We start from the raw sequence: 24,197 nt of genomic DNA, 5'->3' as shown, positions 1-24,197 counted from the left end.
AACCTGCCCCCATGGCGCAGTTGGAACGGTTCGCGAAGTGCACGCCCGCCGCGCGCGGGGTCGACTCCGTGGTGGCCCGGATGCGTGAGCTGGCCGCGTCCTGGCCCGCCCGCGACGGTGTGGCCGTCTTCAACCGGGTCTATCTGTCCGTCACGGAAGAGGTCGACCGGCACATCGACGGCGGCCGGTTCGCCGACGCCGAGGCCGCGGCCACGCTGGACGTTCGGTTCGCCGGGCGCTATCTCGCGGCCGTCGGAACCAGCTCCCCCGAGGACCGTCCGCCCGCCTGCTGGCGTCCGCTGCTCCAGTACCGCCGCCATCCAGGCGTACGCCCACTGCAGTTCGCCCTCTCGGGCATCAACGCGCACATCGGCCACGATCTGGCGCTCGCCGTCGTGGACACCTGCCGTACGCTCGGCTGCGAACCGGCCGACGTGGAGGATGAGTTCGACCGCGTGGGCGATCTCCTCGTCTCGCTGGAGGAGCGCATCCGCGAAGATCTGATGCCGGGCCCCGATCTGCTCCAGATCGCCGACCCGCTGACCCATCTGCTCGGCTCCTGGACCCTGGAACGCGCCAGGGACGGTGCCTGGGCGGCGGCCCGCGCCCTGTGGGTGCTGCGTGAATTCCCGGACGTCACCGAGGAGTTCGTCCGACGCCTCGACACCTCGGTCGGGCTGGTCGGCCGCATGCTGCTCACACCTCTTCCGGACTGATCCGGCCACGCGCCCGTCTTCGCCGCGGAACTCCCGCGTGATCGCTGTACGTTGACGAGGAGTTACGCGAGCGATCCCTGATGCGAACGCGAAGGAGCACCTGCATGGCGACCCGACTCGGCCTCAGCCTCCCCCAGATGAAGCAGTACGACATCGGGCGCGACATCCCGGCGGTGGCCCGCGCCGCCGAGGAGATCGGCTACGAGAGCCTGTGGGTCTTCGAGCGGATCCTGTTCCCCGAGCCCGCCCGCCAGGGCCTGTACGGGGTCCCCGGCCTCCCCTGGCCGGACCAGTACCGCTCGGTCGCCGACCCGCTGGTCTCCCTCACCCTGGCCGCCGCCGCCACCGAGCGGGCCCGGCTCGGCACGAGCGTCCTTGTCGCCCCGCTGCACGTACCGTTCCAACTGGCTCGCGCGCTGGCCTCGTTGGACGCGGCCAGCGGTGGCCGCGTCGTCGCGGGCATCGGCACGGGATGGTCCCACGACGAGTACGCGGCCGCCGCCGTGGCCCCGTTCGAAAAGCGCGGCCAGGTCCTGGACGAGCTGCTCGACGTGTTCGAGGCCGTGTGGGGCCCCGACCCGGTGAGCTACGAGGGCGAGCTGACGACCATCGCGCCGTCCGTGGTGGGGCCGAAGCCCGCCGGGCCGATCCCGGTGCTGCTGCCGGCGAACAGCCCGAAGGCCGCACGCCGGCTCGTGGACCGCGCCGACGGCTGGATGCCGGGGGCCGCGGGCGCGGAGCAGCTCGCCGAGCAGTGGCGCGGCCTTCGGGAACTGGCCGAGGAGCGCGGCCGCAAGGAGCCCATCCAGAGCGTGCTGCGGGTGAACACGACCTACACGCGCGACGAGTACAAGGGCGACGACCGCCGCCCGTTCCAGGGCAACGTCGCGCAGATCGTCGAGGATCTGGTCGCGCACGACGCGGTGGGCCTCGAGGAGATCCTGATCGACCTCCAGGGTCTCGCCCGCGACGCGGACGAGCTGACGGATGTCGCGGCCGAGGTGTTCACGGCCGCGCGCGAGGCCGGGGTCTGAGCGATGCGGGCCCCGGCAGTCCGCCGGGGCCCGCACGCCGATCAGTCCTCGGGCAGCTCGACCGGCGCGATCTCGTCGTACACGTCACCGGGGCCGGGGTTGGTGCCGTCCGTCGCGCCGCCCAGCTGGTGCATGACGCCCCAGACCGCGTTGAGCGCGGTCTGCACGGCGCCCTCGGCCCAGCCGGCCGTCCAGGAGATGTCGTCGCCCGCGAGGAAGATGCCCCGCTTGTCCTCGGGGAGGCGGTCCTGCATGAAGTGCGTGAACAGGCGGCGCTGGTAGCGGTAGTGACCCGGCAGGTTCGCCTTGAACGCGCCCATGAAGTAGGGCTCGTTCTCCCAGGACACGGTCACCGGGTTGCCGATGATGTGCTTCCGGATGTCGACCTTCGGGTAGATCTCGCCGAGCGACTTGAGCATGACCTCCATGCGCTCGTTCGCCGACAGGGGCAGCCACTTCAGGCTGTCGTCGCACCAGGTGTACGACAGGCAGATGGTGGCCGGCTTGTCCGGGCCGTCGTCGAGCAGGTACGTGCCACGCGTCATGCGGTCGGTGAGCGTCATGGACATCGTGTCCCGCCCGGTCTCCTCGTCCTTGTCCAGCCAGAACGGCCGGTCGACCGGGACGAAGAGCTTCGAGCTCTCCATGTAGTGGGTGCGCTCGATCGCCGTCCAGTGGTCGATCGGGAAGAGCGAGTCGTCGCACGCGACCTTGGACAGCAGCATCCACGACTGCGCGGTGAAGATCGCCGCCTGGTAGGTGCGGATGTCACCCGACGCGTCGGTGACCGTGATGTGGTTGCCCACGGTGCGGTGCAGCCGGGTCACGGCCGGGCGCGGCTTGCGGCTGTCGTGCAGCTCGGCGAGCGAGGTGCCGTACGCCCAGTGGACGATCTTCTCCGGCTCGCGCTCCCACAGGCGCAGCGGCAGCTGCTGGGAGCCGCCGACGATGCCGCGGTGGTGGTCGTCGGCCTCGGTGTAGACGACGCGCAGGATCTCCAGGATGGAGTTCGGGAAGTCGGTGTCCCAGCCACCGGTGCCGAAGCCGACCTGGCCGAAGATCTCGCGGTGCCGGAAGGACTTGAAGGACTCGGAGTCGCAGAGGAACCCGTAGAACGTCTGGTTGTCGAGCTTGTCGACGAGCTTCGACCAGATCTCGCGGATGCGCGGCACGTCGCGCTCGCGCATCGCGCGGTTCATGTCGGAGAAGTCGGCGCCCTCTTCGAGACAGGCGTTCCACGCGTTCATGACGTCGCGGTAGACCTGCGGCAGGTCGTCGACGGTGTTGGCGTAGTGGGACTCGCCCTTGAGGTCGACGACGGTCGACGGGGTCTCGGGGGCGAGCGGGTTGGGGAAGGGCCGCGTCTCCAGGCCCACCAGGTCGATGTAGTGCTGGAGCGCGGTCGACGACGGCGGGAAGCGCATCGCGCCCATCTCCGCGGTCAGCCCGGCGGCCTCGGCGGGGGTGCCTTCGAAGCCGACCGTGCGCAGCCGGCCGCCGATCTCGTCCGCCTCGTACACGACGGGCTTGAGGCCCATCTTCATCAGCTCGTACGCGGCGACGATCCCGGAGAGGCCGCCACCGATGACCGCGACCTCGGTGCCGTGCTCGGTCGCCGGTATCTGGCCGAGGCCCGCGGGGTGCGCGAGGAAGTCGTCGTAGGCGTACGGGAAGTCCGGCCCGAACATCGTGATGGGCGGCTGCGCGTCGGTGTGCTGGACGGCGTTGGGCACCGTGGACGTCATGGGGTACGGACTCCTTGCGGGAACTGAGGTACTGAGGGTTCGGGGCGGCGCGGGGCTCAGATCAGCGGCGTGTACAGGCCCGGGCGGCGGTCGCTGAGGTACGGGTTGGCCTCGCGGGACGCGGCCAGGAAGGCGGGGTCCACGTCGGCGCAGATCAGCTCGTCGCCGCGGCCGGCGCGCGCCCTGGCGACCCCGTCGGGCCCGGCGAGCGTGGAGAGCCCGACGAACTCGAACTCCCCTTCCTGGCCGACCCGGTTGACGTATGCGACGTACATCTGGTTCTCGAAGGCCCGCACGGGAACGACCGATTCGGCGACGAACTGGTACGGGTGCATCTGGGCCGTCGGCACGAGCAGCAGGTCGGTTCCGGCGAGGGCGTGCGCGCGCACGTTCTCCGGGAACTCGACGTCGTAACAGATCATGAGGCCGATGCGGACACCGTCGAGCTCGGCCTGGACGACGGCCTGGTCGCCGGGCGTGAACGAGTCGCGCTCGAAGCAGCCGAAGAGGTGGGTCTTGCGGTAGTTCGCGATGCCGGTGCCGTCGGGGGCGATCAGCTGCGCCGAGTTGAACACCAGCTCCCCGTCGCGCTCCGGGTAGCCGTAGGCCACGGCGACACCGTGGCGGGCCGCGATCTCGGCGACGGCCTGCGCGGAGGGTCCGTCGGCGGGCTCGGCGAGGCGGGCCACGTCGTCGCCGATCGCGTACCCGGTCAGGAACATCTCGGGGGCTGCCAGGAGCCGGGCTCCGGTCGCGGCGGCGCGGCCCGCGGCCTCGTCGAGCACCTTGAGGTTCTCGGCGACGGACCCGGGGCGGCCGGAGCTCTGGAGCAGGGCGGTGCGCAGCGGCGGCATGGTCGTCCTAGGGAGCGTGCGAAAGGGAGGGGGATCGGATAAGACGGTACGTTTCCGCGGACCGGCGGGACAAGACGGGACTGTTGCGTCTTCTCATGCGATCTGTTGCGCCTGATGAGCCGTCGGCGGCGATTTGTTGCGCGTCCGGGTGAGCTCCCGGTCGCAGTCCGTACGAGGCGGCCTCCGCGGCCGACGAGGGGAAGCCGGCCGGGGTCCGACGTGCCCGGTGGGGATCCTGGGCTGCACCTGACCGAGCCCCGACGCGGAAATGACGAAGGTGCCGCGGAGCCTGGGCTCGGCGGCACCTCTCAGACGGTCGTGCAGGGCACCGGCGACTTCAACGTGCCGCCGTGGCGTCCGGCACACCCACGCGGTGCGGCGTCACGCGGGCGAGCCCGACGTGTAGCGCCGCATCAGCGGCGACAGGACGAGCACCGACTTGGTCCGCTCCACGAACGGCTCCCCCGCGATCCGTTCCAGGACCCGCTCGAAGTGCCGCATGTCCGAGGCGAAGACCTGGACGATCGCGTCCGCGTCGCCGGTGACGGTGGACGCGGACGCGACCTCGGGGTAGCGCTCGAGGCCGCGCTTGATGGCCTCGGGCGAGGTGTTGCGGCGGCAGTACATCTCGATGAACCCCTCGGTCTCCCAGCCGAGCGCGGCCGGGTCGACCCTGACCGTGAAGCCCGTGATGGCTCCGGTGGCCCGCAGCCGGTCCACGCGCCGCTTGACGGCAGGCGCGGACAGGCCGACGAGCTGGCCGATGTCGGCGTAGGAGCGGCGGGCGTCCTCGGCGAGGGCGTGCACGATGCGTTCGTCGAGATCGTTCAGCAAGGCAGGTGGTTCACTTCTCTTGGGCAGGCGCGGAGGCGAGTCGGGAGCGACGGGCCCCGTAAAGGAAGTAGAACACGAGGCCGACGGCCATCCACACGCCGAAGACCACCCAGGTGACGGTGGACAGGCTGCCCATCATCCACACGCAGAACCCGAAGCCGAGCGCCGGCAGGATCGGCGAGAGCGGCACCCGGAAGGTGCGCGGCATGTCGGGGCGCGTGCGGCGCAGGACCACGACCGCGATGTTGACCAGGGCGAACGCGAAGAGCGTGCCGATGCTGGTCGCGTCGGCGAGCTGGCCGAGCGGGATCGCGGCGGCGAGGATGCCGCAGAACAGCGAGACGATCACGGTGTTGGCGCGCGGCGCCCCCGTCTTGGGGTGGACCTTCGAGAACACCTTGGGCACGAGGCCGTCGCGGGACATCGCGAACAGGATGCGGGTCTGGCCGTAGAGCACGGTCAGGACGACGGACGCGATGGCGATGACGGCTCCGGCGGCGAGCAGCGTCGCCCAGAACGACTGCCCGGTGACGTCCTTCATGATCCCGGCGAGCGCGGCCTCGGAGTCGTTGAACTGCTTCCACGGCTTGGCGCCCACGGCGACGGCCGCGACGAGCACGTACAGCGCGGTGACGATCACGAGGGAGAGCATGATGGCGCGCGGCAGGTCGCGCTGCGCGTTCTTGGCCTCCTCACCGGCGGTGGAGGCGGCGTCGAATCCGATGTAGGAGAAGAACAGGGTGGCACCGGCGGCGCTGACGCCCGCCATGCCGAGCGGCATGAAGTGCTCGTAGTTGCCGGACTGGAAGCCCTTGATGCCGATGGCACAGAACAGCAGCAGCGCCACGATCTTGACGACGACCATGATCGTGTTGGCGCGGGCGGACTCACGGGCGCCACCGAGCAGGAACGCCATCGCGAGGAGTACGACGATCAGCGCCGGCAGGTTGAAGATGCCGCCGTCGCCGGGGGGCGCGGACAGGGCGTCGGGGATCGTGACGCCGATCGTGCCGTCCAGGAGCTCGTTCAGGTACTCGCCCCAGCCGACGGCGACCGCCGCGACCGAGACGCCGTACTCGAGGACCAGACACCAGCCGCAGATCCAGGCGATCAGCTCACCCATCGTTGCGTACGCATACGAGTAGGAGGAGCCCGCGACCGGTATGGTCCCGGCCAGTTCGGCGTACGAGAGCGCCGAGAAGAGGGCCGTGAGGCCGGCGATCACGAACGACAGGGTGACCGCGGGGCCCGCCTTCGGGACGGCCTCGCCGAGCACCACGAAGATGCCGGTGCCGAGCGTGGCACCGATGCTGATCATGGTCAGCTGCCACATGCCGAGCGAGCGGCGCAGACTGCCGCCTTCGCCCTGGCCACCCTCCGCGACCAGGGCTTCCACCGGCTTGCGCCGCATCAGCCTGGCGCCGAGGCCCGGGGTGGGGGTCTCGGTTGTTCGGGTGCGCGGTGGTGCGCCGTGGTCGAGCACGGGCTGGCTCCTTCATCGCTGCCGGTCAGGTGGGCGCGCGCCGGGAACGGCAAGCAGCGACAGCCCACACCAGACCGGGGACCGCCGAGCAGGCCGTCCCCGCCACGCCACGTACAGCGCCTGACTCTAAAGGTTTTCTCTTCCCAGCTGTAATGCAGCAACCTTGCGTATACGTGTATGAACGTTGCGTGGTGCGCGCGGGTGCGGACGAACGTTGCGCGGTCCGTTTCGTCCGTTGCGTTCCGACTCTCGGAAACTTCCGGAAAAAGCGAGACCCCGCGCCCCGAGAGGGGGCGCGGGGCTGTGCCGGGATGCGGCTCCGCCACGCGGGCGCGACCAGCCGCTCGACCCGCAGGCAGAGAGCGGCCGGACCCTGCGGAGCGACTAGCTCCAGCTGGCGTGCAGAGGCTTGCCCTCCGCGTAACCGGCGGCGGACTGGATGCCGACGACGGCCTTCTCCTCGAACTCCGCGAGGGAGTTGGCACCCGCGTAGGTGCAGGAGGAGCGGACGCCCGCGATGACCGAGTCGATCAGGTCCTCGACGCCCGGACGCTGCGGGTCGAGGAACATGCGCGAGGTGGAGATGCCCTCCTCGAACAGCGCCTTGCGGGCGCGGTCGTAGGCGGACTCCTCGCTCGTGCGGTTCTTCACGGCACGCGCGGACGCCATGCCGAACGACTCCTTGTACGCGCGCCCCTGGGCGTCGTGCTGGAGGTCGCCCGGGGACTCGTACGTGCCCGCGAACCAGGAGCCGATCATGACGTTCGACGCGCCGGCGGCGAGCGCCATGGCGACGTCGCGCGGGTGCCGGACGCCGCCGTCGGCCCAGACGTGCTTGCCGTACTTCTTCGCCTCGGCGGCGCACTCCAGGACGGCGGAGAACTGCGGCCGGCCGACGCCGGTCATCATGCGCGTGGTGCACATGGCGCCGGGGCCCACGCCGACCTTGATGATGTCGGCACCGGCCTCGATGAGGTCCTTGACGCCCTCGGCGGCGACGATGTTGCCCGCGACGATGGGCACCTGCGGGTCGAGGCCGCGGACGGCCTTGATCGCGGAGATCATCGACTCCTGGTGGCCGTGCGCGGTGTCGACCACGATGGTGTCCGCACCGGCGTCGAGGAGCTGCTTGGCCTTGCCCGCCACGTCGCCGTTGATGCCGACGGCGGCCGCGATGCGGAGCTTGCCGTTCGCGTCGGTGGCCGGGGTGTAGAGCGTCGCGCGCAGGGCGCCCGTGCGGGTCAGGATGCCCGCGAGGCGGCCGTCGGCGCCCACGGCGGGGGCGTAGCGGCGGTTGGCGTGGTCCAGCTTGTTGAAGGCGTCGCGCGGGTCGATGTCCGCGTCGAGCAGGAGCAGGTCCTTGGACATGACCTCGGACAGCTGCGTGAACCGGTCGACGCCGGTCAGGTCGGCGTCCGTGACGACGCCGACGGGCCGCTGTTCCTCGTCCACCACGACACCGGCGTTGTGCGCGCGCTTGTTCAGCAGCGCGAGCGCGTCGGCGACGGTCTGGTGCGGGACGAGGACGATGGGGGTGTCGAGGACCAGGTGGCGGGTCTTCACCCAGGAGATGACCTCGGTGACCACCTCGATCGGGATGTCCTGCGGGATGACGACGAGGCCCCCGCGGCGGGCGACGGTCTCGGCCATGCGGCGCCCGGCGATCGCGGTCATGTTGGCGACGACCAGCGGAATCGTGGTGCCTGTGCCGTCGGGGGACGCCAGGTCGACCGCCTGACGGGAACCCACGGCGCTGCGGCTCGGCACCATGAAGACATCGTCGTAGGTCAGGTCGTACGCAGGCTGGATGTCGTTGAGGAAACGCACGTGCTGCTCATCCCAGTCGATCAGAGGTGGCCCCCGGGCAGGTCAGCCCGTGGGGGAAAAGCACGTACTTCAGTGTCCCATGCCGCCGCTACCACATGCCCACGGACGATTACACAGGCGGTCGGGAGGGGGTGTGGTCGGATCCTCCAAGGGTCAGTGCGATCACGAGCCTCGGGTTCCGGCCACGCCTGCGGTCGACCGCGTCGGTGAACACGTCGAGCGCGGTCTCCCAGTCCTCGGGCCTGGCACTGGCGTAGGGCCGCCAGCCCTCGACGGACAGCAGCAGCGCCTGCTCACTGCCGTCGGGCCAGAAGGAGACATCGGTCAGGACGTCGAACAGCGCGTCCCAGTTGCGGCCGAACCAGTCCGGCAGCTCCAGGTCGCGCACGCACCGGTCCATGAACCCGGCCTTGTCCTTGACACCTTCGAGGTCGAGGACACGGATCCTGTCGGGACCTCCGGTCATCTCAGCACCGCCTTGAACGACTCGTAATGGTCATCGGTGTAGTACGTCTCGTGGCCCTGCCCCATGACGATGCGCCGGGCGCCGCGGTCCCGCTCGCCGGGGGTGGGGACGGTGTACTCGTGGTAGTAGCCGCGGCTCTGCCGGGGCAGCTCCCGCTCGAAGTTCCCGAAGACGGCACCGTCCTTGGCGTACGGGAACGGGCCGCCCTTCTCGATGAGGGTCAGGGTCGTACGGGCCTCGGCGGGGAGCCCAGACTCAGGGACGGTGCGCCGGCCCCGCGCCCAGGCGGGCGTGGAGCGGCCCGGGGCCGCCGTCGTGCCCTGTTGTGTGTCCTGGGCGGAGCACCCGGTGCCCAGCACGGCGAGGGCTACGAGCACCGCCCCCAGGAGGCGCACGGGGAGGAGAGCGGGGAGGCGGGTGAGAAGCCGCGGCAGCATGCTGCCGATGCTGCCACAGCCGCCTCCGGTGAGCGCGGTACGCGACATGGGCACCGCGCTCATGCAGGGGGCCTAGGCCCCGTCGGGGTCCGCGCGGTTCAGCGCCGGCTTCGGCGTGGGGCCAGCGGTGAGGAGGAAGTCCGCGGCGGCCGTGTCCGTGACGAGGCTGGTGACGAGCCCCGACCTGAGCACCGCGTCGATCGCGGCGGCCTTGCGCTGACCGCCCGCGATGGCGACGACCTCCGGTATCCGCCGCAGGCGGTCCGCCTCGACCGTGATGCACCGCTCGCCCAGGTCACGGCCGACCCGGCGGCCCTCGGCGTCGAAGAGGTGCGCGGACATCTCGGCGGCGACGCCCAGCGAGGCGTAGTGGGCCCGCTCCTCGTCGCTGAGCATGTCGTGGACGGTGGAGATGCCCGGCTCCCAGGAGCCGATGGAGACGCAGGCGACCGTGACCTTGTCGAAGTACTCGAAGGCGCGGGCGATGCCCGTCTGGCTGCGCAGCGCGGCCGCGGTGGCCGGGTCGGGCAGGAGCATCGGCGCGTAGATCGGGTGGGCCTCGCCGCCGGAGACCTGGGCGGCGCGCCGCACGGCCTCGACGGAGCCGCGCTCGGCGGTCCCGGCGTCGTACACGCCCGTGAGCTGCACGACCGTGCAGGGCGGCAGCCGGTCGAGCGCGGCCGCCATGTGGATGGTCGAGCGGCCCCAGGCCAGGCCCAGCACATCGCCCTCGGAGACCAGCTCGCCCAGGAGGTCGGCCGCGACCTCGCCGAGGTTCTCGGGGTCGGGCGACTCCTCGGCCTCGGCCGGGGATTCGACCACCACGGCGTGCCGCAGGCCGTAGCGGGCGCGCAGCGCGTCGGAGCGCTCCGCGTCGAGCTCGGCCGGTACGCGGATCTCGATGCGTACGAGATCCCGTTCGAGCGCGGTCTCCAGGACCCTGGCCACCTTGAAGCGGCTCACGCCGAACTCCTCGGCGATCTGGATCTTGGATTTGCCCTCGAGATAGAAGCGGCGGGCCATGGCCGCCGCCTGCACCAGCTCCGCGGGTCCCATCCGCATCGCTGAGCGACCCGGCGACAGTGCCGACACGGCGATCTCCTCACTGCTGTTCACAACCTGGACTCGCCGTTCATCCTTGCAGATGTGGCGGACTTGATCTGCCCTGATGGGCGGCGTTCACGTTCCCGTGGCTCAGTGGCCGCATGCCCAGGCCGCGGCGGCCGACACCGTCTCCGCCTGCGTGCGCAGTGCACGTACCGCCTGGGCGGGGTCGGCGGCGCCGTAGACGGCGGAACCGGCGACGAAGACGTCGGCGCCCGCCTCCGCGCAGCGCTCGATGGTGGAGGCCGAGACGCCGCCGTCGACCTGGAGCCAGAGTTCGAGGCCGTGCTTGCTGATCAGCTCACGGGTGCGGCGGATCTTCGGCAGCATGAGGTCCAGGAAGGCCTGCCCGCCGAAGCCCGGCTCAACCGTCATGATCAGCAGCATGTCGAGCTCGGGGAGCAGGTCCTCGTACGGCTCGATGGGGGTCGCCGGCTTGAGCGCCATGGAGGCGCGGGCGCCCTTGGCGCGGATCTCGCGGGCGAGCCGGATGGGGGCGGCCGCGGCCTCCGCGTGGAACGTGACGGACCCGGCGCCCGCCTCGACGTACTGCGGCGCCCAGCGATCGGCGTCCTCGATCATCAGATGGCAGTCCAGCGGGATGTCCGTGGCCCGCGCCAAGGACTCCACGACCGGCACCCCGAGGGTCAGGTTCGGGACGAAGTGGTTGTCCATGACGTCGACATGGAGCCAGTCGGCGCCCTCGACGGCCTTTGCCTCCTCGGCAAGGCGGGCGAAGTCCGCGGACAGGATGCTGGGGTTGATCTGCACGGCCATGACCCAAGACTGCCATGCCCGGCGCCGGTTGCTCGCCCCGGTCCAGACCTGTCTCGCTCCCCGGATGCCGCGCCCTGGCCCCCGTGCCATGCTGAGCGCCCGGGAAAGCACCGTGCGGGCAGCCGGAGAACCCGTGGCGGACGTGCCCAAGGCCGTACCAAAGGGGGCTACCGGAGTCGGCCCGAGGTCGCTCGGTGGCCCGGCCGGTCTGCGGACCGCGCTCCAAGAGGCCGCCGGTCCCGCTCTGACTCGTCGCCCCCGTGGTGGGCCGCGCCCCTCGCGCAGAAGCTCTCGGACGCACAGGCCAACGACGCCTCGTCCCGGCTGCCCGGCTCCTCCGATCCCGCGCAAGTCCTCGACATCTCCGAGGACTTCAGTCCCGAGACCGTCCCCGCTGGTCGTGATCCACGCGCACGGGAGCGGGCTCACGGTGCAGGACGGCGCACGGATCACCGAGGACGTACGGCAGGTCAGGGCCCCGCACTCCCGTGGGAACCACGGGCCTCGGGCCCGCGGCCCGGTCTTCGACAAACCGGTCCCGGCGGCGGCGCCGGCCATCCGGATCCCACCCCCGCCGCCCGCCACGGCAAAGACCGCCGGCCCCGGCACCTGACGGCGCGCGGACCGACGGTCAGCCGTGCGTCGGTGTCAGGCGGTGCGCCGGATCAGCGCCAGATACATCGCGTCCGTGCCGTGCAGATGCGGCCAGAGCTGGATGTCGGGGCCGTCCCCGAGCGCCGGTACGCCGGGCAGCAGCGGGCGCGCGTCGATGAGTTCGGCGCCGGCGTGGTGCTTCATGACGTCGTCCACGACGGCGCGGGTCTCGGCCAGGTGCGGCGAACAGGTCGCGTAGCCGACGATGCCTCCCACCCGTACGGAGTCGAGCGCGGTGGTCAGGAGTGAGCGCTGGAGCGGCGCGAAGCCCTCCAGGTCCTCGAGGCGCCGCCGCCAGCGCGCCTCGGGCCTGCGGCGCAGCGCGCCGAGACCGGTGCAGGGCACGTCCATGAGGACGCGGTCGAACGTACCGGGACCCCACGGCGGGCGGGTCCCGTCGGCCGCGATGACCTGGTACGGGCCCGGGTTCCCCGCGAGCGCGTTCGCCACGAGGCGGGCGCGGTGGGGCTGCTTCTCGGCGGCGAGCAGGGCGGCACCCCGTTCGGAGGCGAGTCCGGCGAGCATGGCCGCCTTGCCACCGGGGCCGGCGCAGCCGTCGAGCCACTTCTCGTCCCGGCCCTCCAGGGGCGCGTTCGCGAGGGCGATCGCCACGAGCTGGCTGCCCTCGTCCTGGACACCGGCCCGGCCGGTCCGCACGGGATCGAGGGAGCCGGGCTCACCGCCCTCGGTGAGCCGCACGGCGTACGGCGACCAGCGCCCCGGCAGCGCGGACTCCTCGCCGACCTCGTCCAGAACGACATCCGCGGTCGTCCGCCCCGGCCGCGCCACGAGCGTCACCTCGGGCCGCTCGTTGTCGGCCTCCAACAGGTCCTCGATACCCGCACGGCCGCCGCCGAGCGAGTCCCACAGCGCCGACACGATCCATCGCGGATGCGAATGCACCACGGCGAGATGGTCCTCGGCGTCCTCGTCGTACGGCGGCGCGACCTTCTCCACCCACCCGTCGAGGTCGTCCTGCGCCACCTTGCGGAGCACGGCGTTCACGAACTTGGCGCGCCCGTCACCCAGCACGACCCGCGCCAGCTCCACGGAGGCCGACACGGCCGCGTGCGTGGGGATCCGCGTGCCGAGCAGCTGGTGGACGCCCATGTTCAGCACATCGAGAACAGGCGGGTCGACCTCCCGCAGCGGCCGGTCGATGCAGGCGGCGACGATCGCGTCGTACGTGCCCTGCCGGCGCAGCGTCCCGTACACCAGCTCCGTGGCGAGCGCCGCGTCACGGGCGTCGAAGTCGCCCTTCTCGCGCGCCTTGCGCAGCAGCGGCGGGAGCACGAGGTTCGCATACGCATCGCGCTCGTCCACGGCCCGGAGCGCCTCGAAGGCGAGGTAACGGACCGGGTCCTTCTGAGGGCGGCGGTACGGCTTTCCCTGCTTCCCGGGGGTGCCGGGCTTACCTGACTTCTGGGGACGCCGGCCGGGCTGGTCGTTCAAAGGTGCTCCGCTGCTGGTATCGGCTCGAACCCATTCAGCCTACGTCGGTCCCGCCCAGGCGCTCGCCCGGGGCGATCCGCACCCCGCGCGCCCAGTCGGCCGCGACCATCGGCTTCTTGCCCTGAGCCTGCACCCACAGCAACTCGACCGCGTACGAGCCGGTTCCCACGTACAGGTTCTTCTTGCCGACGGCGAGCTCGCCGGGCGCGAGATCGGTGCGGGCCGGAATCGGCACGGCCTGGATGAGCTTGAGGCGCTCGTCCCGGAAGACGGTCCAGGCGCCGGGCGCCGGCGTGCAGCCGCGGACGACGCGGTCGACGCGCAGGGCGGGCGCCGCCCAGTCGACCAGCGCGTTCTCGACGGTGATCTTCGGGGCGACCGTGATGCCGTCGGCGGGCTGCGGCAGGGCCTTCAGGGAGCCGTCCTCGATGCCGTCCATGGTCGCGGAGAGCAGTCCGGCGCCCGCGAACGCCAGCCGGGTGAGCAGGTCACCGCTCGTGTCGGTGGGCCGCACCATCTCCGTCACCGTCCCGTAGAGCGGCCCGGAGTCGAGCCCTTCCTCGATCAGGAACGTGGACGCACCGGTGATCTCGTCGCCGGCCATGATCGCGTGCTGCACGGGGGCGGCACCGCGCCAGGCGGGCAGCAGTGAGAAATGGAGGTTGACCCAGCCGCGCGCGGGGACGTCGAGGGCGACCTTCGGCAGCAGCGCGCCGTACGCGACGACCGGGCAGCAGTCGGGCGCGATCTCGCGCAGCCGGGCCAGGAACGCCTCGTCGCGCGGCTTCGCGGGCTTGAGGACCTCGATCCCCGCCTCCTCCGCGCGCTCGGCGACCGGACTGGCGACGAGCCGGCGGCCGCGGCCCGCGGGAGCGTCCGGCCGGGTGACGACCGCGGCGACCTCGTGGCGGTCGGAGGCGATCAGGGCGTCCAGAGCGGGAACGGCGACCTCGGGGGTGCCTGCGAAGACGAGCTTCATAGGTGTCTTTCGGCCTCTCGGGGCAGGGACTTGACGGGCAGCACACCAGTCTATGACCGTTCCACGGGGCCCTTCCCTCCGTTATTCGCGGCCGCTCGCCCCTGGGGGCGTACGCATCGACGCGCGCCCTGTGCATATGCGCATACGCCCCTCCAGCGTGACCCCTCACCAACTGGCGCGTTGGTCAAGGAAGAGTTGACCAACCAAGGGCCACAGATGCGGCCCGATCCGTTTCAACGCCGGTCTCGAGAGGCTTGTTCATGGCCGACCACGCAACCCACGACGCCCAGGCACGGGCCAGCCTGCACCTCCTGGTACGGGACATCGAGCGGGTCCGCCGGCAGGTGGACGCACTGCGCACCCTCACCGCCCAGCTCGGCAACGTCTACCGCCCACGCCGCTCCGGCCCCTCCGCGGGCTTCGTCGTCTACGGGCGCGCTCCCGCCCCGACCGTCCGCCTGGCCCAGGAGCTGCGCGACAGCGTCGAGACCCTGGTGACCGCCGCCGTCGACTTCGACCGCTCGCTGGGCTTCTCGTGGGACGCCGTGGGCTCCGCGCTCGGGGTGACGAAGCAGGCCGTACACCGCCGGTACGGGGCCCGCAGGGCCGCGGCACAGGCGGCGGCCGACGCCGAACGGGCGACGGAGACGGCCGGGACACGGCCCCCCGTCCCCATCGGCACGGCGACGATCCCGTCCGTCCCTGCCGCCCGCTCCATGCCCACGCAACCGACAGCGGGCAGCCAGGCACTGCGCGAGGACCCCCGCCCCACGGCCTTCCCCGGCCCGCGCAACGGCTGACCTCACTCACAGCCTCCCCGTCTGCCACATACGGGGAGGCTGAGGTGTGTCGGGGGTGTGCAGGGCGTTGTTCCGGGGCCCACCCGGGCCGGGCCCCCACCGGCCCTCGGGGCGAGCCGCCCCGCCGCGTCAGCCGATGTCCGGCGGATCGACCCGTACCCGTACCGGCTCCGTGCCCCCGCGGGCCATCCGGGCCGCCTGCGCGTGCTTCAGCGCCGACGCGAGTGCCGCGCCGCTGCCGGGCGGGACCCGGACCAGGACGCGCTCCCAGTGCTCCCCCGGCGGCGGGGCCCCGGGGCGGCGCGACGATCCCGGCGGTGCGTCCGGCACCGGAACAGGGCCCAACACCTCGGCGTCGCCCGGCAGTTCCACCGCCGCCAGGAATCCGGCCAGTGCCTCGGGCGCGCCCGAGACCGCCGCCATCCTCGACACCGGCGGGAAGCCGAGTTCGGCCCGCTCGGAGAGCTCCCGCACGGCGTGCCCCACGGGGTCCCACCGCACCAACGCCTGCACGGGACGCAGTGTCGGCTCGGCCACGATCACCACCGTGCCGCCCACCCCCTGTGGTCTCACCAGCGAGGCTGCCGCGATCCAGCGCCGCAGCGCGTCCTCCCCCGCCCGCAGATCGGGGCGGCCCAGCATCGCCCAGCCGTCGAGCAACAGGGCGGCCGCGTACCCGCCTTCGGCCACCGGCTCCGCGCCCGGCGTACTCACCACCAGGGCCGGCGCCCCCGGCACCGTGTCGAGGACCTGCTCCCGCCCGGACGTGCGCACCGGCACCGCGGGAAACGCCCGCCCCAGCTCCTCCGCCGTCCTGCGCGCCCCCACGACCTGCGCCCGCAGCCGGAACCCCCCGCACTCCTGGCAGTGCCAGGCGCTCTCCTCCTGGCCGCACCAGCCGCACTTCAGGCTGGACGTCCCCTCACTCGCCTCCAGCGGCCCGGCGCAGTGGCGGCAGCGCGCGGGCTCGCGGCACCGCTCGCACGCGAGCCGCGGTACGTAACCCCGTCGCGGCACCTGCACCAGAACCGGCCCGCTCTTCAGCCCTTCCCGCACCACCTGCCACGCGAGCGAGGGCAGGCGCGCGGCCCGCGCCGCCTCGTCGCGCGCGAGATCCCCGTCCCCCACCGTCCGTACGAGGGGTGCGGCGCCCCGCACCTGGTCACGCCCCGCGACGAGGGGCGCGGCCCAACCGCTCTCGACGAGCTGCGCGGCCTCGACCGTGCAGCTCCAACTCCCCAGCAGAAAAGCACACTTGTCGTGCGCGGACCGCAGCAGCAGCACATCGCGCGCATGCGGCTGCGGGGCATGCGGCTCCGCGTGGCTGGAGTCGCCGTCGTCCCAGATGACCACGAGACCCAGATCCCGCACGGGGGCGAACATCGCGGCCCGGGTGCCCACGACCGCCCGCACCGACCCGCGCCGCACCCCGAGCCACTCGCGGTACCGCTTCTCGGGGCCCGCGTCGGCGGTCAGCACGGCATGCCGTCCCTCGCCGAGTACGGCGCCCAGCGCGGCGTCGACCCGGGCGACCACGCGCCCGTCGGGCACGACGACCAGGGCGCCGCGCCCCGAGGAGAGGGTCGCGGCGACGGCACGCGCCACTTCGTCGGCCCACTCGGGTCCGGGCAGCGCGGTCCACACGGCCCTTGGCGCGCCGCCCGACGCGAGAGCCTCCAGGAATCCGGCCCCGCGCTCGTACCGCCGCCAGCTGCCCGCGTCCGGCGCCGGCGGAGGCGGGAGCGGCTCGGGCGACGGCTTCTTCTCCGCGCGTGCGTTCCGTGGCGGGACGGCCAGCTGGAGCACGTCGGCGAGGCTTCCCGCGTACCGGTCGGCGACGGCGCGGGCGAGACCGAGCAGTTCCTCCCCGAGCACGCGCTCGGGCGACACGACCTGCGCGAGGGCGGCGAGCGGCCCCTGGTACTCGGACGCGGCGACCCGTGCGACGACGAACCCGTCGATCAGGCCGCCCCCCTCGCGGCGCCCGTCCCGCACGGAGTGCTTCCCGGCGCCGAACCGCACGCGCACCCGCACGCCCGGCTGCGCGTCGGCGTCGAGCTCCTCGGGCACCGCGTAGTCGAAGTACCGGTCGAGATGCAGCACGCCCTTGTCCACGAGCACCCGGGCGACGGGCAGCTCCTTCGCCAGCGGCGCACCCCGCCAGGTCCGCGGCTTGGCCTTCGGGACCTTGGCGCGGCGGACGGTCTCCCGGATGAAAGCGAGTTGCTCCGCTTCGGGCCGGTCATTCTGGCTGCTCACAGTTGCATTCCTACCAGAGCGGTCCGACATCGCCGTCGGGCGTGGGCGACGGGCTGCGGGCGGCTGGGGGTTGCTCGCGCGGCTCCCCGCGCCTCATGAAGGCGAGAGCCGCGCCCGAGAACGACACCGGGGCCCGTCCCTCCCGAAAGGGAGGGACGGGCCCCGGTCGAGCCGACGTATCCGCTACAGGCCGGCAGCCTTGCGCAGCGCGTCCACGCGGTCCGTGCGCTCCCACGTGAAGTCGGGGAGGTCGCGGCCGAAGTGGCCGTACGCGGCGGTCTGCGCGTAGATCGGGCGGAGCAGGTCGAGGTCGCGGATGATCGCGGCGGGGCGGAGGTCGAAGACCTCGCTGATCGCGTGCTCGATCTTCTCCGTGTCCACCGCGGCCGTGCCGAACGTCTCGACGAACAGGCCCACGGGCTCGGCCTTGCCGATCGCGTACGCGACCTGGACCTCACAGCGGGTGGCGAGGCCGGCCGCGACGACGTTCTTGGCGACCCAGCGCATCGCGTAGGCGGCCGAGCGGTCGACCTTGGACGGGTCCTTGCCGGAGAAGGCGCCGCCGCCGTGGCGGGCCATACCGCCGTACGTGTCAATGATGATCTTGCGGCCGGTCAGGCCGGCGTCACCCATCGGGCCGCCGATCTCGAAGCGGCCGGTCGGGTTCACCAGAAGGCGGTAGCCGTCGGTGTCCAGCTTGATGCCGTCCTCGATGAGCTGGCCCAGGACGTGCTCCACGACGAACTCGCGGATGTCGGGGGCGAGCAGCGACTCGAGGTCGATGTCCGACGCGTGCTGGGAGGAGACCACGACCGTGTCGAGGCGGACGGCCTTGTCGCCGTCGTACTCGATGGTGACCTGGGTCTTGCCGTCGGGGCGCAGGTACGGGATCGTCCCGTTCTTGCGGACCTCGGACAGGCGGCGCGACAGACGGTGCGCGAGGTGGATCGGGAGCGGCATCAGCTCGGGCGTCTCGTCGCACGCGTAGCCGAACATCAGGCCCTGGTCGCCCGCGCCCTGCTTGTCGAGCTCGTCCTCGTCACCCTCGACACGCGACTCGTACGCCGTGTCGACGCCCTGGGCGATGTCGGGGGACTGCGAGCCGATGGACACCGACACGCCGCAGGAGGCGCCGTCGAAGCCCTTCTTCGAGGAGTCGTAACCGATCTCGAGGATCTTCTCGCGCACGAGCTGCGCGATCGGCGCGTACGCCTTGGTCGTGACCTCACCGGCGACGTGCACGAGGCCCGTGGTGATGAGCGTCTCCACGGCGACCCGGGAGGTCGGGTCCTCCCGCAGAAGCGCGTCGAGAATGGTGTCGCTGATCTGGTCAGCGATCTTGTCGGGGTGACCCTCGGTCACGGACTCCGAGGTGAACAGGCGACGGGACACAACGCTCCCTGTGGTTGCAGCGGCTGCTGGCTGATCATTTGCGGACGGCCGGGGGCTGCGCCCGGCGTCGTCCGCGACCAGTTTATCGGTCACTCTCGGCCGTCGGACCACGCGTCTCGCTACTTGGGAGCGCTGTGACCAGCGGCACTGCATTCTGCGGTACGACGATCGCTCTTAGGAAGAGGCGAAGGTGTCCGAATTGTAATGGTCTATTGCGGTTCGGTGCCTCCGCTGGAGCGAAAGTGGCGTTCACTCGCCGTCATAGATCCGCTCCTGGGCCCGCGCGTCGCCGATGGGCAGCAGCCGGACGACCTCGTCCCAGATCGTGTCGGAGAGCACTTCCTTCGGACCGTACGGGACCGGGGTCTCGCTGCCGTCCGCGCCGAGCAGGACGGCCTCGTTCTCCTCGGAGCCGAAGGTCTTGCGCTCCCCCACCTCGTTGACGACGAGCAGGTCACAGCCCTTGCGGGCCAGTTTTTTGCGGCCGTTGGCGAGGACGTCGTCCGTTTCGGCGGCGAATCCGACGACGATCTGCCCGGGGCGCGGCCGGTCCGCCGAGAGCTCGGCGAGGATGTCCGGATTGCGGACCAGGACGATGGGCTCCGGCTCCTGCCCGTCCTTCTTCTTGATCTTTCCTGTGGCGTACGTCTCGGGGCGGAAGTCGGCCACCGCGGCCGCCATGACCACCACGTCCGCCTCCGGTGCCGCCTCGAGGGCGGCCTCGCGCAGCTGTACGGCCGTCCCGACGTGGACGACGTCGACGCCGGGCGGGTCGGGCAGCGCCGCGTTCGCGGCGAGGAGGGTGACGCGGGCACCGCGGGCGACCGCCGTGCGCGCGAGGGCGTACCCCTGCTTGCCCGAGGAGCGGTTGCCGAGGAAGCGGACCGGGTCGAGGGGCTCGCGGGTGCCGCCGGCGCTGATGACGACGTGACGTCCGGCGAGGTCCTGGACGGTCGCCTGATCACCGCGCGCGAGGACCCGGCGTACGAATTCGAAGATCTCCACGGGGTCGGGGAACCGGCCCTTGCCCGTGTCGACGCCGGTGAGGCGGCCGACGGCGGGGTCGATGACGAGGGCGCCGCGTCGACGGAGCGTGGCCACGTTCTCCCGCGTCGCCGGGTGCTCCCACATCTCCGTGTGCATGGCGGGGGCGAAGACGACCGGACAGCGGGCGGTCAGGAGCGTGTTCGTGAGGAGGTCGTCGGCCAGGCCGTGCGCGGCCTTGGCGAGCATGTCGGCGGTGGCGGGCGCGACGATCACGAGGTCGGCGTGCTGCCCGATGCGGACGTGCGGAACCTCGTGGACGGACTCCCACACCTCGGTCGACACCGGGTTGCCGGACAGCGCCGACCAGGTCGCTTCGCCCACGAAGTGCAGGGCGGACTCCGTCGGCACGACGCGTACGTCATGTCCCGACTCGGTCAGCCGGCGCAGGAGCTCGCACGCCTTGTAGGCGGCGATTCCTCCGCTGACCCCCAGAACGACCTTGGGCTTGTCCACCGTCCGTGCCTCCCCGCACTCGGATTCCCGTACTCGGGAACGTACGACTCCATGACACACCACAGGCCCGGCAGTCGCACTGCCGGGCCTGTGGTGAAGAAAAACTGATTGATTACTGAGCCGGGCCCTCGATGGCCTCCGACGTCAGCAGCCCCGCGTTGATCTCGCGGAGCGCGATCGAGAGCGGCTTCTCGTGGACGTGGGTGTCCACCAGCGGGCCGACGTACTCGAGCAGGCCCTCACCGAGCTGCGAGTAGTACGCGTTGATCTGGCGCGCGCGCTTGGCGGCGTAGATCACGAGGCTGTACTTCGAGTCGGTCGCCTCGAGCAGCTCATCAATCGGCGGGTTGATGATGCCCTCGGGCGCGGTAATGGAAGAGGACACTCTCTGCCTTCCGATGGGATTGAAGATCACATGTGATCAGGAAAACGCGGGACTGCTCCGGCGGAATTCGAGATCACAAATAGATCGAAGATCAAACAACTCTCATCAAGGCTAGCAGCTCGCGGGCCACGTCCTCGACGGAGGTGTTGACCAGGGTCGTGTCGAACTCAGCCTCGGCGGCGAGCTCGATCTTGGCGGCCGCGAGTCTGCGCTCGATCACCTCGGGGGCCTCGGTCCCCCGGCCGGTGAGCCGGCGGACCAGCTCCTCCCAGCTCGGCGGGGCGAGGAAGACCAGCTGGGCCTCCGGCATCGACTCGCGGACGAGCCTGGCGCCCTGGAGATCGATCTCGAGGAGGACGGGTTCGCCCGACTCGAGACGGTCCAGGACGGCCCGGCGGGGGGTCCCGTACCGGTTGCCCGCGAACTCGGCCCATTCCAGCAGCTCGCCGTTGGCGATCAGCTTGTCCATTTCCTCGTCGGTGACGAAGAAGTAGTGGACACCGTGCTTCTCGCCGGGGCGCGGCTTGCGGGTGGTGGCCGAAACCGACAGCCAGACCTCGGGGTGTTCCTTGCGCATATGAGCGACGACCGTGCTCTTGCCGACCCCGGAGGGGCCGGAGAGCACGGTCAGCCGCGGACGTTCACTCATGCAGCGATTATTCCAGCTATCCCCGCATGCCCGGACCAGTCGGTCCGGGCACGGAGGACTAGGCGCCGGTGCTGCCGAACTCGCGCTCCAGCGACGCGATCTGGTTGGAACCGAGTCCGCGCACGCGGCGGCTCTCGGAGATTCCGAGCCGCTCCATGATCTGCTTGGCGCGGACCTTGCCCACGCCCGGGAGGGACTCAAGGAGGGCGGAGACCTTCATCTTGCCGATGACGTCGTTCTCCTGACCCTGCTTGATGACCTCGTGCAAGGAGGCGCCGGAGTGCTTGAGTCGATTCTTGACCTCGGCCCGCTCCCGGCGAGCCGCGGCGGCCTTTTCGAGCGCGGCTGCGCGCTGTTCAGGGGTAAGGGGCGGAAGAGCCACGCCTACGTCACCTCGGATGTCGAACTGTCGGATACGGACCGGTGAGGAACCTAGTCGCCCCTCACCTGGGGAGCAACGAGCAAAGCGCTCGCCCGTTCCTCCCCCACTGCCTTGAGAGTGCGGGAGGTGCCCCCACTCGACGGAGACTAGCGGCCAGGACCGCCTGAGTCAGCGAGAACAGACGAAAAGTCCTGGTCAGCCTCCGTCGAGCCAGACATTACAGACATATGACCCCGGATTTCTGCCCGGATCCGGATGCGAGCCCTTCCCCGGGGCCCCACTGAAACATCACGGAATGGTCAAGGAGGCCCTCAAGGGCCCCCGCGAAGTCCGTTTTCGCACCTCGGCAGCACCGCGACAGCGCCTCTCAGCACCGAGAACAGCTGCGAATCCGTGACCTGATGCCCGCATTCCGGATACCTCACGTGCATGCCGAAGGCCCCCGCACGCGTGTGCGGGGGCCTTCGGGCGTTCGGACCGGGTCAGGCCGCGACGACCGCCGCACGGACCTCGTCGGCGAAACGGACCGACGCCTCGCGCAGGGCGGCGACCGAGGGGCCGGCCTTCAGAACGGCGCGGCTGACGTTCGGGACGACGTTGCGCGCGGCCGCGCCGAAGACACCGGGCAGATCCGCCGGGGTCGCGCCCTGGGCGCCGATACCCGGGGCGAGGAGCGGACCATTGATGTCCAGGTCGTACGAGGACAGGTCCCCGAGCGTCGCCCCGACGACGGCGCCGAACGAGCCCATGGGCGTCTCGCCCGCGTTCTCCTCGGCGAGGTGGGCGAGCATCGTCGCGCCTACGTTGCGGCCGTCGGCGCGTACGGCGTGCTGGACCTCGCCGCCCTCCGGGTTCGAGGTGAGCGCGAGGACGAAGAGCCCGGCGCCGGACTCGCGGGCCAGGTCGACGGCAGGCTTCAGGGACCCGTAGCCGAGGTACGGCGAGACGGTCAGGGCGTCCGAGAAGAGCGGGGAGTCCTTGTGCAGGAAGGTCTCCGCGTACGCGGCCATGGTGGAGCCGATGTCGCCGCGCTTGGCGTCCATGACGACGAGCGTGCCGGCGGCGCGCAGGTCCGCGACGGCGCGCTCCAGGACGGCGACGCCGCGCGAGCCGAAGCGCTCGAAGAACGCCGACTGCGGCTTGACGACGGCGACGGTGTCGGCGAGCGCCTCGACCGAGATCCGCGTGAAGCGCTCCAGGCCGTCGATGTCGTCGTTCAGGCCCCACGCCGACAGCAGCGCCGCGTGCGGGTCGATGCCGACGCAGAGGGGGCCACGCTCGTCCATGGCTCGGCGCAGGCGGGCGCCGAAGGGTTCGAGAACCGTCATGCGTGGGCCTTCTTCACGTCGGCGCCGACGGCGTCGGCGAGGGTGGCGTACGGCGAGGTGTTCAGGCGGGCGGCGAGGCCCTTGTGGAGGTCGCGAGCATAAAACGGGCCCTCGTAGATGAAGGCGCTGTAGCCCTGGACGAGGGTGGCACCGGCGAGGATGCGCTGCCAGGCGTCCTCGGCGTTCTCGATGCCGCCGACGCCCACCAGGGTGATCCGGTCGCCCACGCGCGCGTAGAGGCGCCTGAGGACGGCCAGGGAGCGTGCCTTGAGGGGCGCGCCGGACAGGCCGCCGGTCTCCTTCACGAGGGACGGGTCGGAGGTCAGGCCGAGGCCGTCGCGCGCGATGGTGGTGTTCGTGGCGATGATCCCGTCGAGGCCGAGCTCCACCGCCAGGTCGGCGACGGCGTCGACGTCCTCGTCGGCCAGATCGGGGGCGATCTTCACCAGGAGGGGGACGCGGCGCGAGGTGACGGTGCGGTCGGCGGCCTCGCGCACGGCGGTCAGGAGCGGGCGCAGCGCCCCGGTGGCCTGGAGGTTGCGCAGGCCGGGCGTGTTCGGCGAGGAGACGTTCACGACGAGGTAGTCGGCGTGGGCGGCGAGCCGCTCGGTCGACTTCACGTAGTCGCCGGCCGCCTCCTCCTCGGGGACGACCTTGGTCTTGCCGATGTTCACGCCGACGGTGGCCCTGAAAGCGGGCTTGCGGGCCGCCAGGCGCTCCGCCACGGCCGCGGAGCCCTCGTTGTTGAAGCCCATGCGGTTGATCAGCGCGCGGTCCGGCACGAGGCGGAACAGGCGCTTCTTGGGGTTGCCGGGCTGCGGCTCGCCCGTGACGGTGCCGATCTCGATGTGGTCGAAGCCGAGCATCGTCATGCCGTCGATCGCGACGGCGTTCTTGTCGAAGCCGGCGGCGAGCCCGAAGGGGCCGTGCATGCGCAGGCCGAGGGCCTCCGTGCGCAGTTCCTTGTGGCGGGGCGCGAGGACGGCCGCGACGAACGTGCGGAGCACGGGGACGCGGGCCGCGAGACGGATCCAGCGGAAGGCCAGGTAGTGGGCCTTCTCCGGGTCCATGCGCTTGAAGACGAGGTTGAAGAAGAGTTTGTACATCGTGGGTGTCCTCACACGGAGGGGGACACCGTTT

General features: G+C 71.4%; 22 protein-coding genes. 3 read left to right on the top strand and 19 right to left on the bottom strand.

What is annotated here, in order from left to right; all coding sequences use genetic code 11:
• Positions 1–11 precede the first annotated feature (11 nt).
• Together OHO83_RS35870 and OHO83_RS35865 are read left to right on the top strand one after the other, a co-directional pair.
• Positions 12–716: a DUF5995 family protein gene (locus tag OHO83_RS35870; protein WP_329436093.1), complete on the top strand. Its 705-nt coding sequence runs from the start codon at positions 12–14 to the stop codon at positions 714–716.
• A 104-nt stretch (positions 717–820) separates the two neighbouring features.
• Positions 821–1,750, top strand: a complete 930-nt coding sequence (locus tag OHO83_RS35865; protein WP_330280297.1) for an LLM class F420-dependent oxidoreductase — start codon at positions 821–823, stop codon at positions 1,748–1,750.
• A 41-nt stretch (positions 1,751–1,791) separates the two neighbouring features.
• Here OHO83_RS35865 and OHO83_RS35860 read toward each other — a convergent pair whose 3' ends face one another.
• The 11 genes from OHO83_RS35860 to fmt form a co-directional block, all read right to left on the bottom strand.
• Positions 1,792–3,495 carry a flavin monoamine oxidase family protein gene (locus OHO83_RS35860; protein WP_330280296.1) on the bottom strand — a complete coding sequence of 568 codons (1,704 nt, stop codon included), beginning with the start codon at positions 3,493–3,495 and terminating at the stop codon, positions 1,792–1,794.
• A gap of 56 nt (positions 3,496–3,551) precedes the next feature.
• Positions 3,552–4,349: a carbon-nitrogen hydrolase family protein gene (locus OHO83_RS35855; protein WP_266668341.1), complete on the bottom strand. Its 798-nt coding sequence runs from the start codon at positions 4,347–4,349 to the stop codon at positions 3,552–3,554.
• A gap of 381 nt (positions 4,350–4,730) precedes the next feature.
• Positions 4,731–5,183 carry an Lrp/AsnC family transcriptional regulator gene (locus tag OHO83_RS35850; protein WP_100597439.1) on the bottom strand — a complete coding sequence of 151 codons (453 nt, stop codon included), beginning with the start codon at positions 5,181–5,183 and terminating at the stop codon, positions 4,731–4,733.
• 10 nt (positions 5,184–5,193) lie between these two features.
• A complete protein-coding gene (locus OHO83_RS35845) occupies positions 5,194–6,666 on the bottom strand; it encodes an amino acid permease (RefSeq protein ID WP_330280295.1) in 1,473 nt (490 codons plus the stop codon).
• A gap of 384 nt (positions 6,667–7,050) precedes the next feature.
• Positions 7,051–8,493: a GuaB1 family IMP dehydrogenase-related protein gene (locus OHO83_RS35840; RefSeq protein ID WP_266668343.1), complete on the bottom strand. Its 1,443-nt coding sequence runs from the start codon at positions 8,491–8,493 to the stop codon at positions 7,051–7,053.
• Positions 8,494–8,602: 109 nt separating this feature from the next.
• On the bottom strand, positions 8,603–8,959 hold the full coding sequence (locus tag OHO83_RS35835; RefSeq protein ID WP_266668345.1) for a barstar family protein: 357 nt from the start codon (positions 8,957–8,959) through the stop codon (positions 8,603–8,605).
• Positions 8,956–9,396 carry a ribonuclease domain-containing protein gene (locus tag OHO83_RS35830; protein WP_330280828.1) on the bottom strand — a complete coding sequence of 147 codons (441 nt, stop codon included), beginning with the start codon at positions 9,394–9,396 and terminating at the stop codon, positions 8,956–8,958. The genes OHO83_RS35835 and OHO83_RS35830 overlap by 4 nt, the downstream gene beginning before the upstream one ends.
• Before the next feature lie 72 nt (positions 9,397–9,468).
• Complete coding sequence (locus OHO83_RS35825) at positions 9,469–10,512, bottom strand: sugar-binding transcriptional regulator (RefSeq protein ID WP_227293623.1); 1,044 nt, start codon at positions 10,510–10,512, stop codon at positions 9,469–9,471.
• A 78-nt stretch (positions 10,513–10,590) separates the two neighbouring features.
• Entirely contained in the window at positions 10,591–11,277 is a 687-nt protein-coding gene (gene rpe, locus OHO83_RS35820) for a ribulose-phosphate 3-epimerase (protein WP_100597433.1), read from the bottom strand.
• 648 nt (positions 11,278–11,925) lie between these two features.
• Positions 11,926–13,383 (bottom strand): RsmB/NOP family class I SAM-dependent RNA methyltransferase, encoded by a 1,458-nt coding sequence (locus OHO83_RS35815; protein WP_330280294.1) that lies wholly within the window; start codon positions 13,381–13,383, stop codon positions 11,926–11,928.
• 34 nt (positions 13,384–13,417) lie between these two features.
• Positions 13,418–14,362 carry a methionyl-tRNA formyltransferase gene (gene fmt / locus OHO83_RS35810; protein ID WP_330280293.1) on the bottom strand — a complete coding sequence of 315 codons (945 nt, stop codon included), beginning with the start codon at positions 14,360–14,362 and terminating at the stop codon, positions 13,418–13,420.
• Between the two features lie 260 nt (positions 14,363–14,622).
• Between fmt and OHO83_RS35805 the strand changes: the two genes are divergently transcribed.
• Positions 14,623–15,162, top strand: a complete 540-nt coding sequence (locus OHO83_RS35805; protein WP_266668350.1) for a hypothetical protein — start codon at positions 14,623–14,625, stop codon at positions 15,160–15,162.
• A gap of 129 nt (positions 15,163–15,291) precedes the next feature.
• Here the strand turns inward: OHO83_RS35805 and OHO83_RS35800 are convergent, their stop codons facing one another.
• The 8 genes from OHO83_RS35800 to OHO83_RS35765 form a co-directional block, all read right to left on the bottom strand.
• The gene (locus OHO83_RS35800) at positions 15,292–17,421 is read right to left on the bottom strand and encodes a primosomal protein N' (RefSeq protein ID WP_406516924.1); all 2,130 of its coding nucleotides are present in this window, start codon (positions 17,419–17,421) and stop codon (positions 15,292–15,294) included.
• A gap of 183 nt (positions 17,422–17,604) precedes the next feature.
• Complete coding sequence (gene metK / locus OHO83_RS35795) at positions 17,605–18,813, bottom strand: methionine adenosyltransferase (protein ID WP_266668352.1); 1,209 nt, start codon at positions 18,811–18,813, stop codon at positions 17,605–17,607.
• A 249-nt stretch (positions 18,814–19,062) separates the two neighbouring features.
• Positions 19,063–20,313 (bottom strand): bifunctional phosphopantothenoylcysteine decarboxylase/phosphopantothenate--cysteine ligase CoaBC, encoded by a 1,251-nt coding sequence (gene coaBC, locus OHO83_RS35790; protein ID WP_266668353.1) that lies wholly within the window; start codon positions 20,311–20,313, stop codon positions 19,063–19,065.
• Between the two features lie 112 nt (positions 20,314–20,425).
• Positions 20,426–20,698 carry a DNA-directed RNA polymerase subunit omega gene (gene rpoZ / locus OHO83_RS35785; RefSeq protein WP_005319902.1) on the bottom strand — a complete coding sequence of 91 codons (273 nt, stop codon included), beginning with the start codon at positions 20,696–20,698 and terminating at the stop codon, positions 20,426–20,428.
• 91 nt (positions 20,699–20,789) lie between these two features.
• Positions 20,790–21,347, bottom strand: a complete 558-nt coding sequence (gene gmk, locus OHO83_RS35780) for a guanylate kinase (RefSeq protein WP_116503433.1) — start codon at positions 21,345–21,347, stop codon at positions 20,790–20,792.
• 58 nt (positions 21,348–21,405) lie between these two features.
• Positions 21,406–21,729, bottom strand: a complete 324-nt coding sequence (locus OHO83_RS35775) for an integration host factor (RefSeq protein ID WP_026246651.1) — start codon at positions 21,727–21,729, stop codon at positions 21,406–21,408.
• A 482-nt stretch (positions 21,730–22,211) separates the two neighbouring features.
• Complete coding sequence (gene pyrF / locus OHO83_RS35770) at positions 22,212–23,057, bottom strand: orotidine-5'-phosphate decarboxylase (protein WP_266668356.1); 846 nt, start codon at positions 23,055–23,057, stop codon at positions 22,212–22,214.
• On the bottom strand, positions 23,054–24,163 hold the full coding sequence (locus tag OHO83_RS35765; RefSeq protein WP_330280291.1) for a quinone-dependent dihydroorotate dehydrogenase: 1,110 nt from the start codon (positions 24,161–24,163) through the stop codon (positions 23,054–23,056). The genes pyrF and OHO83_RS35765 overlap by 4 nt, the downstream gene beginning before the upstream one ends.
• Positions 24,164–24,197: the final 34 nt, after the last annotated feature.

It is taken from the genome of Streptomyces sp. NBC_00569 (assembly GCF_036345255.1).
GTDB lineage: Bacteria > Actinomycetota > Actinomycetes > Streptomycetales > Streptomycetaceae > Streptomyces.
This window is presented reverse-complemented; position numbering and strand designations above follow the sequence as displayed.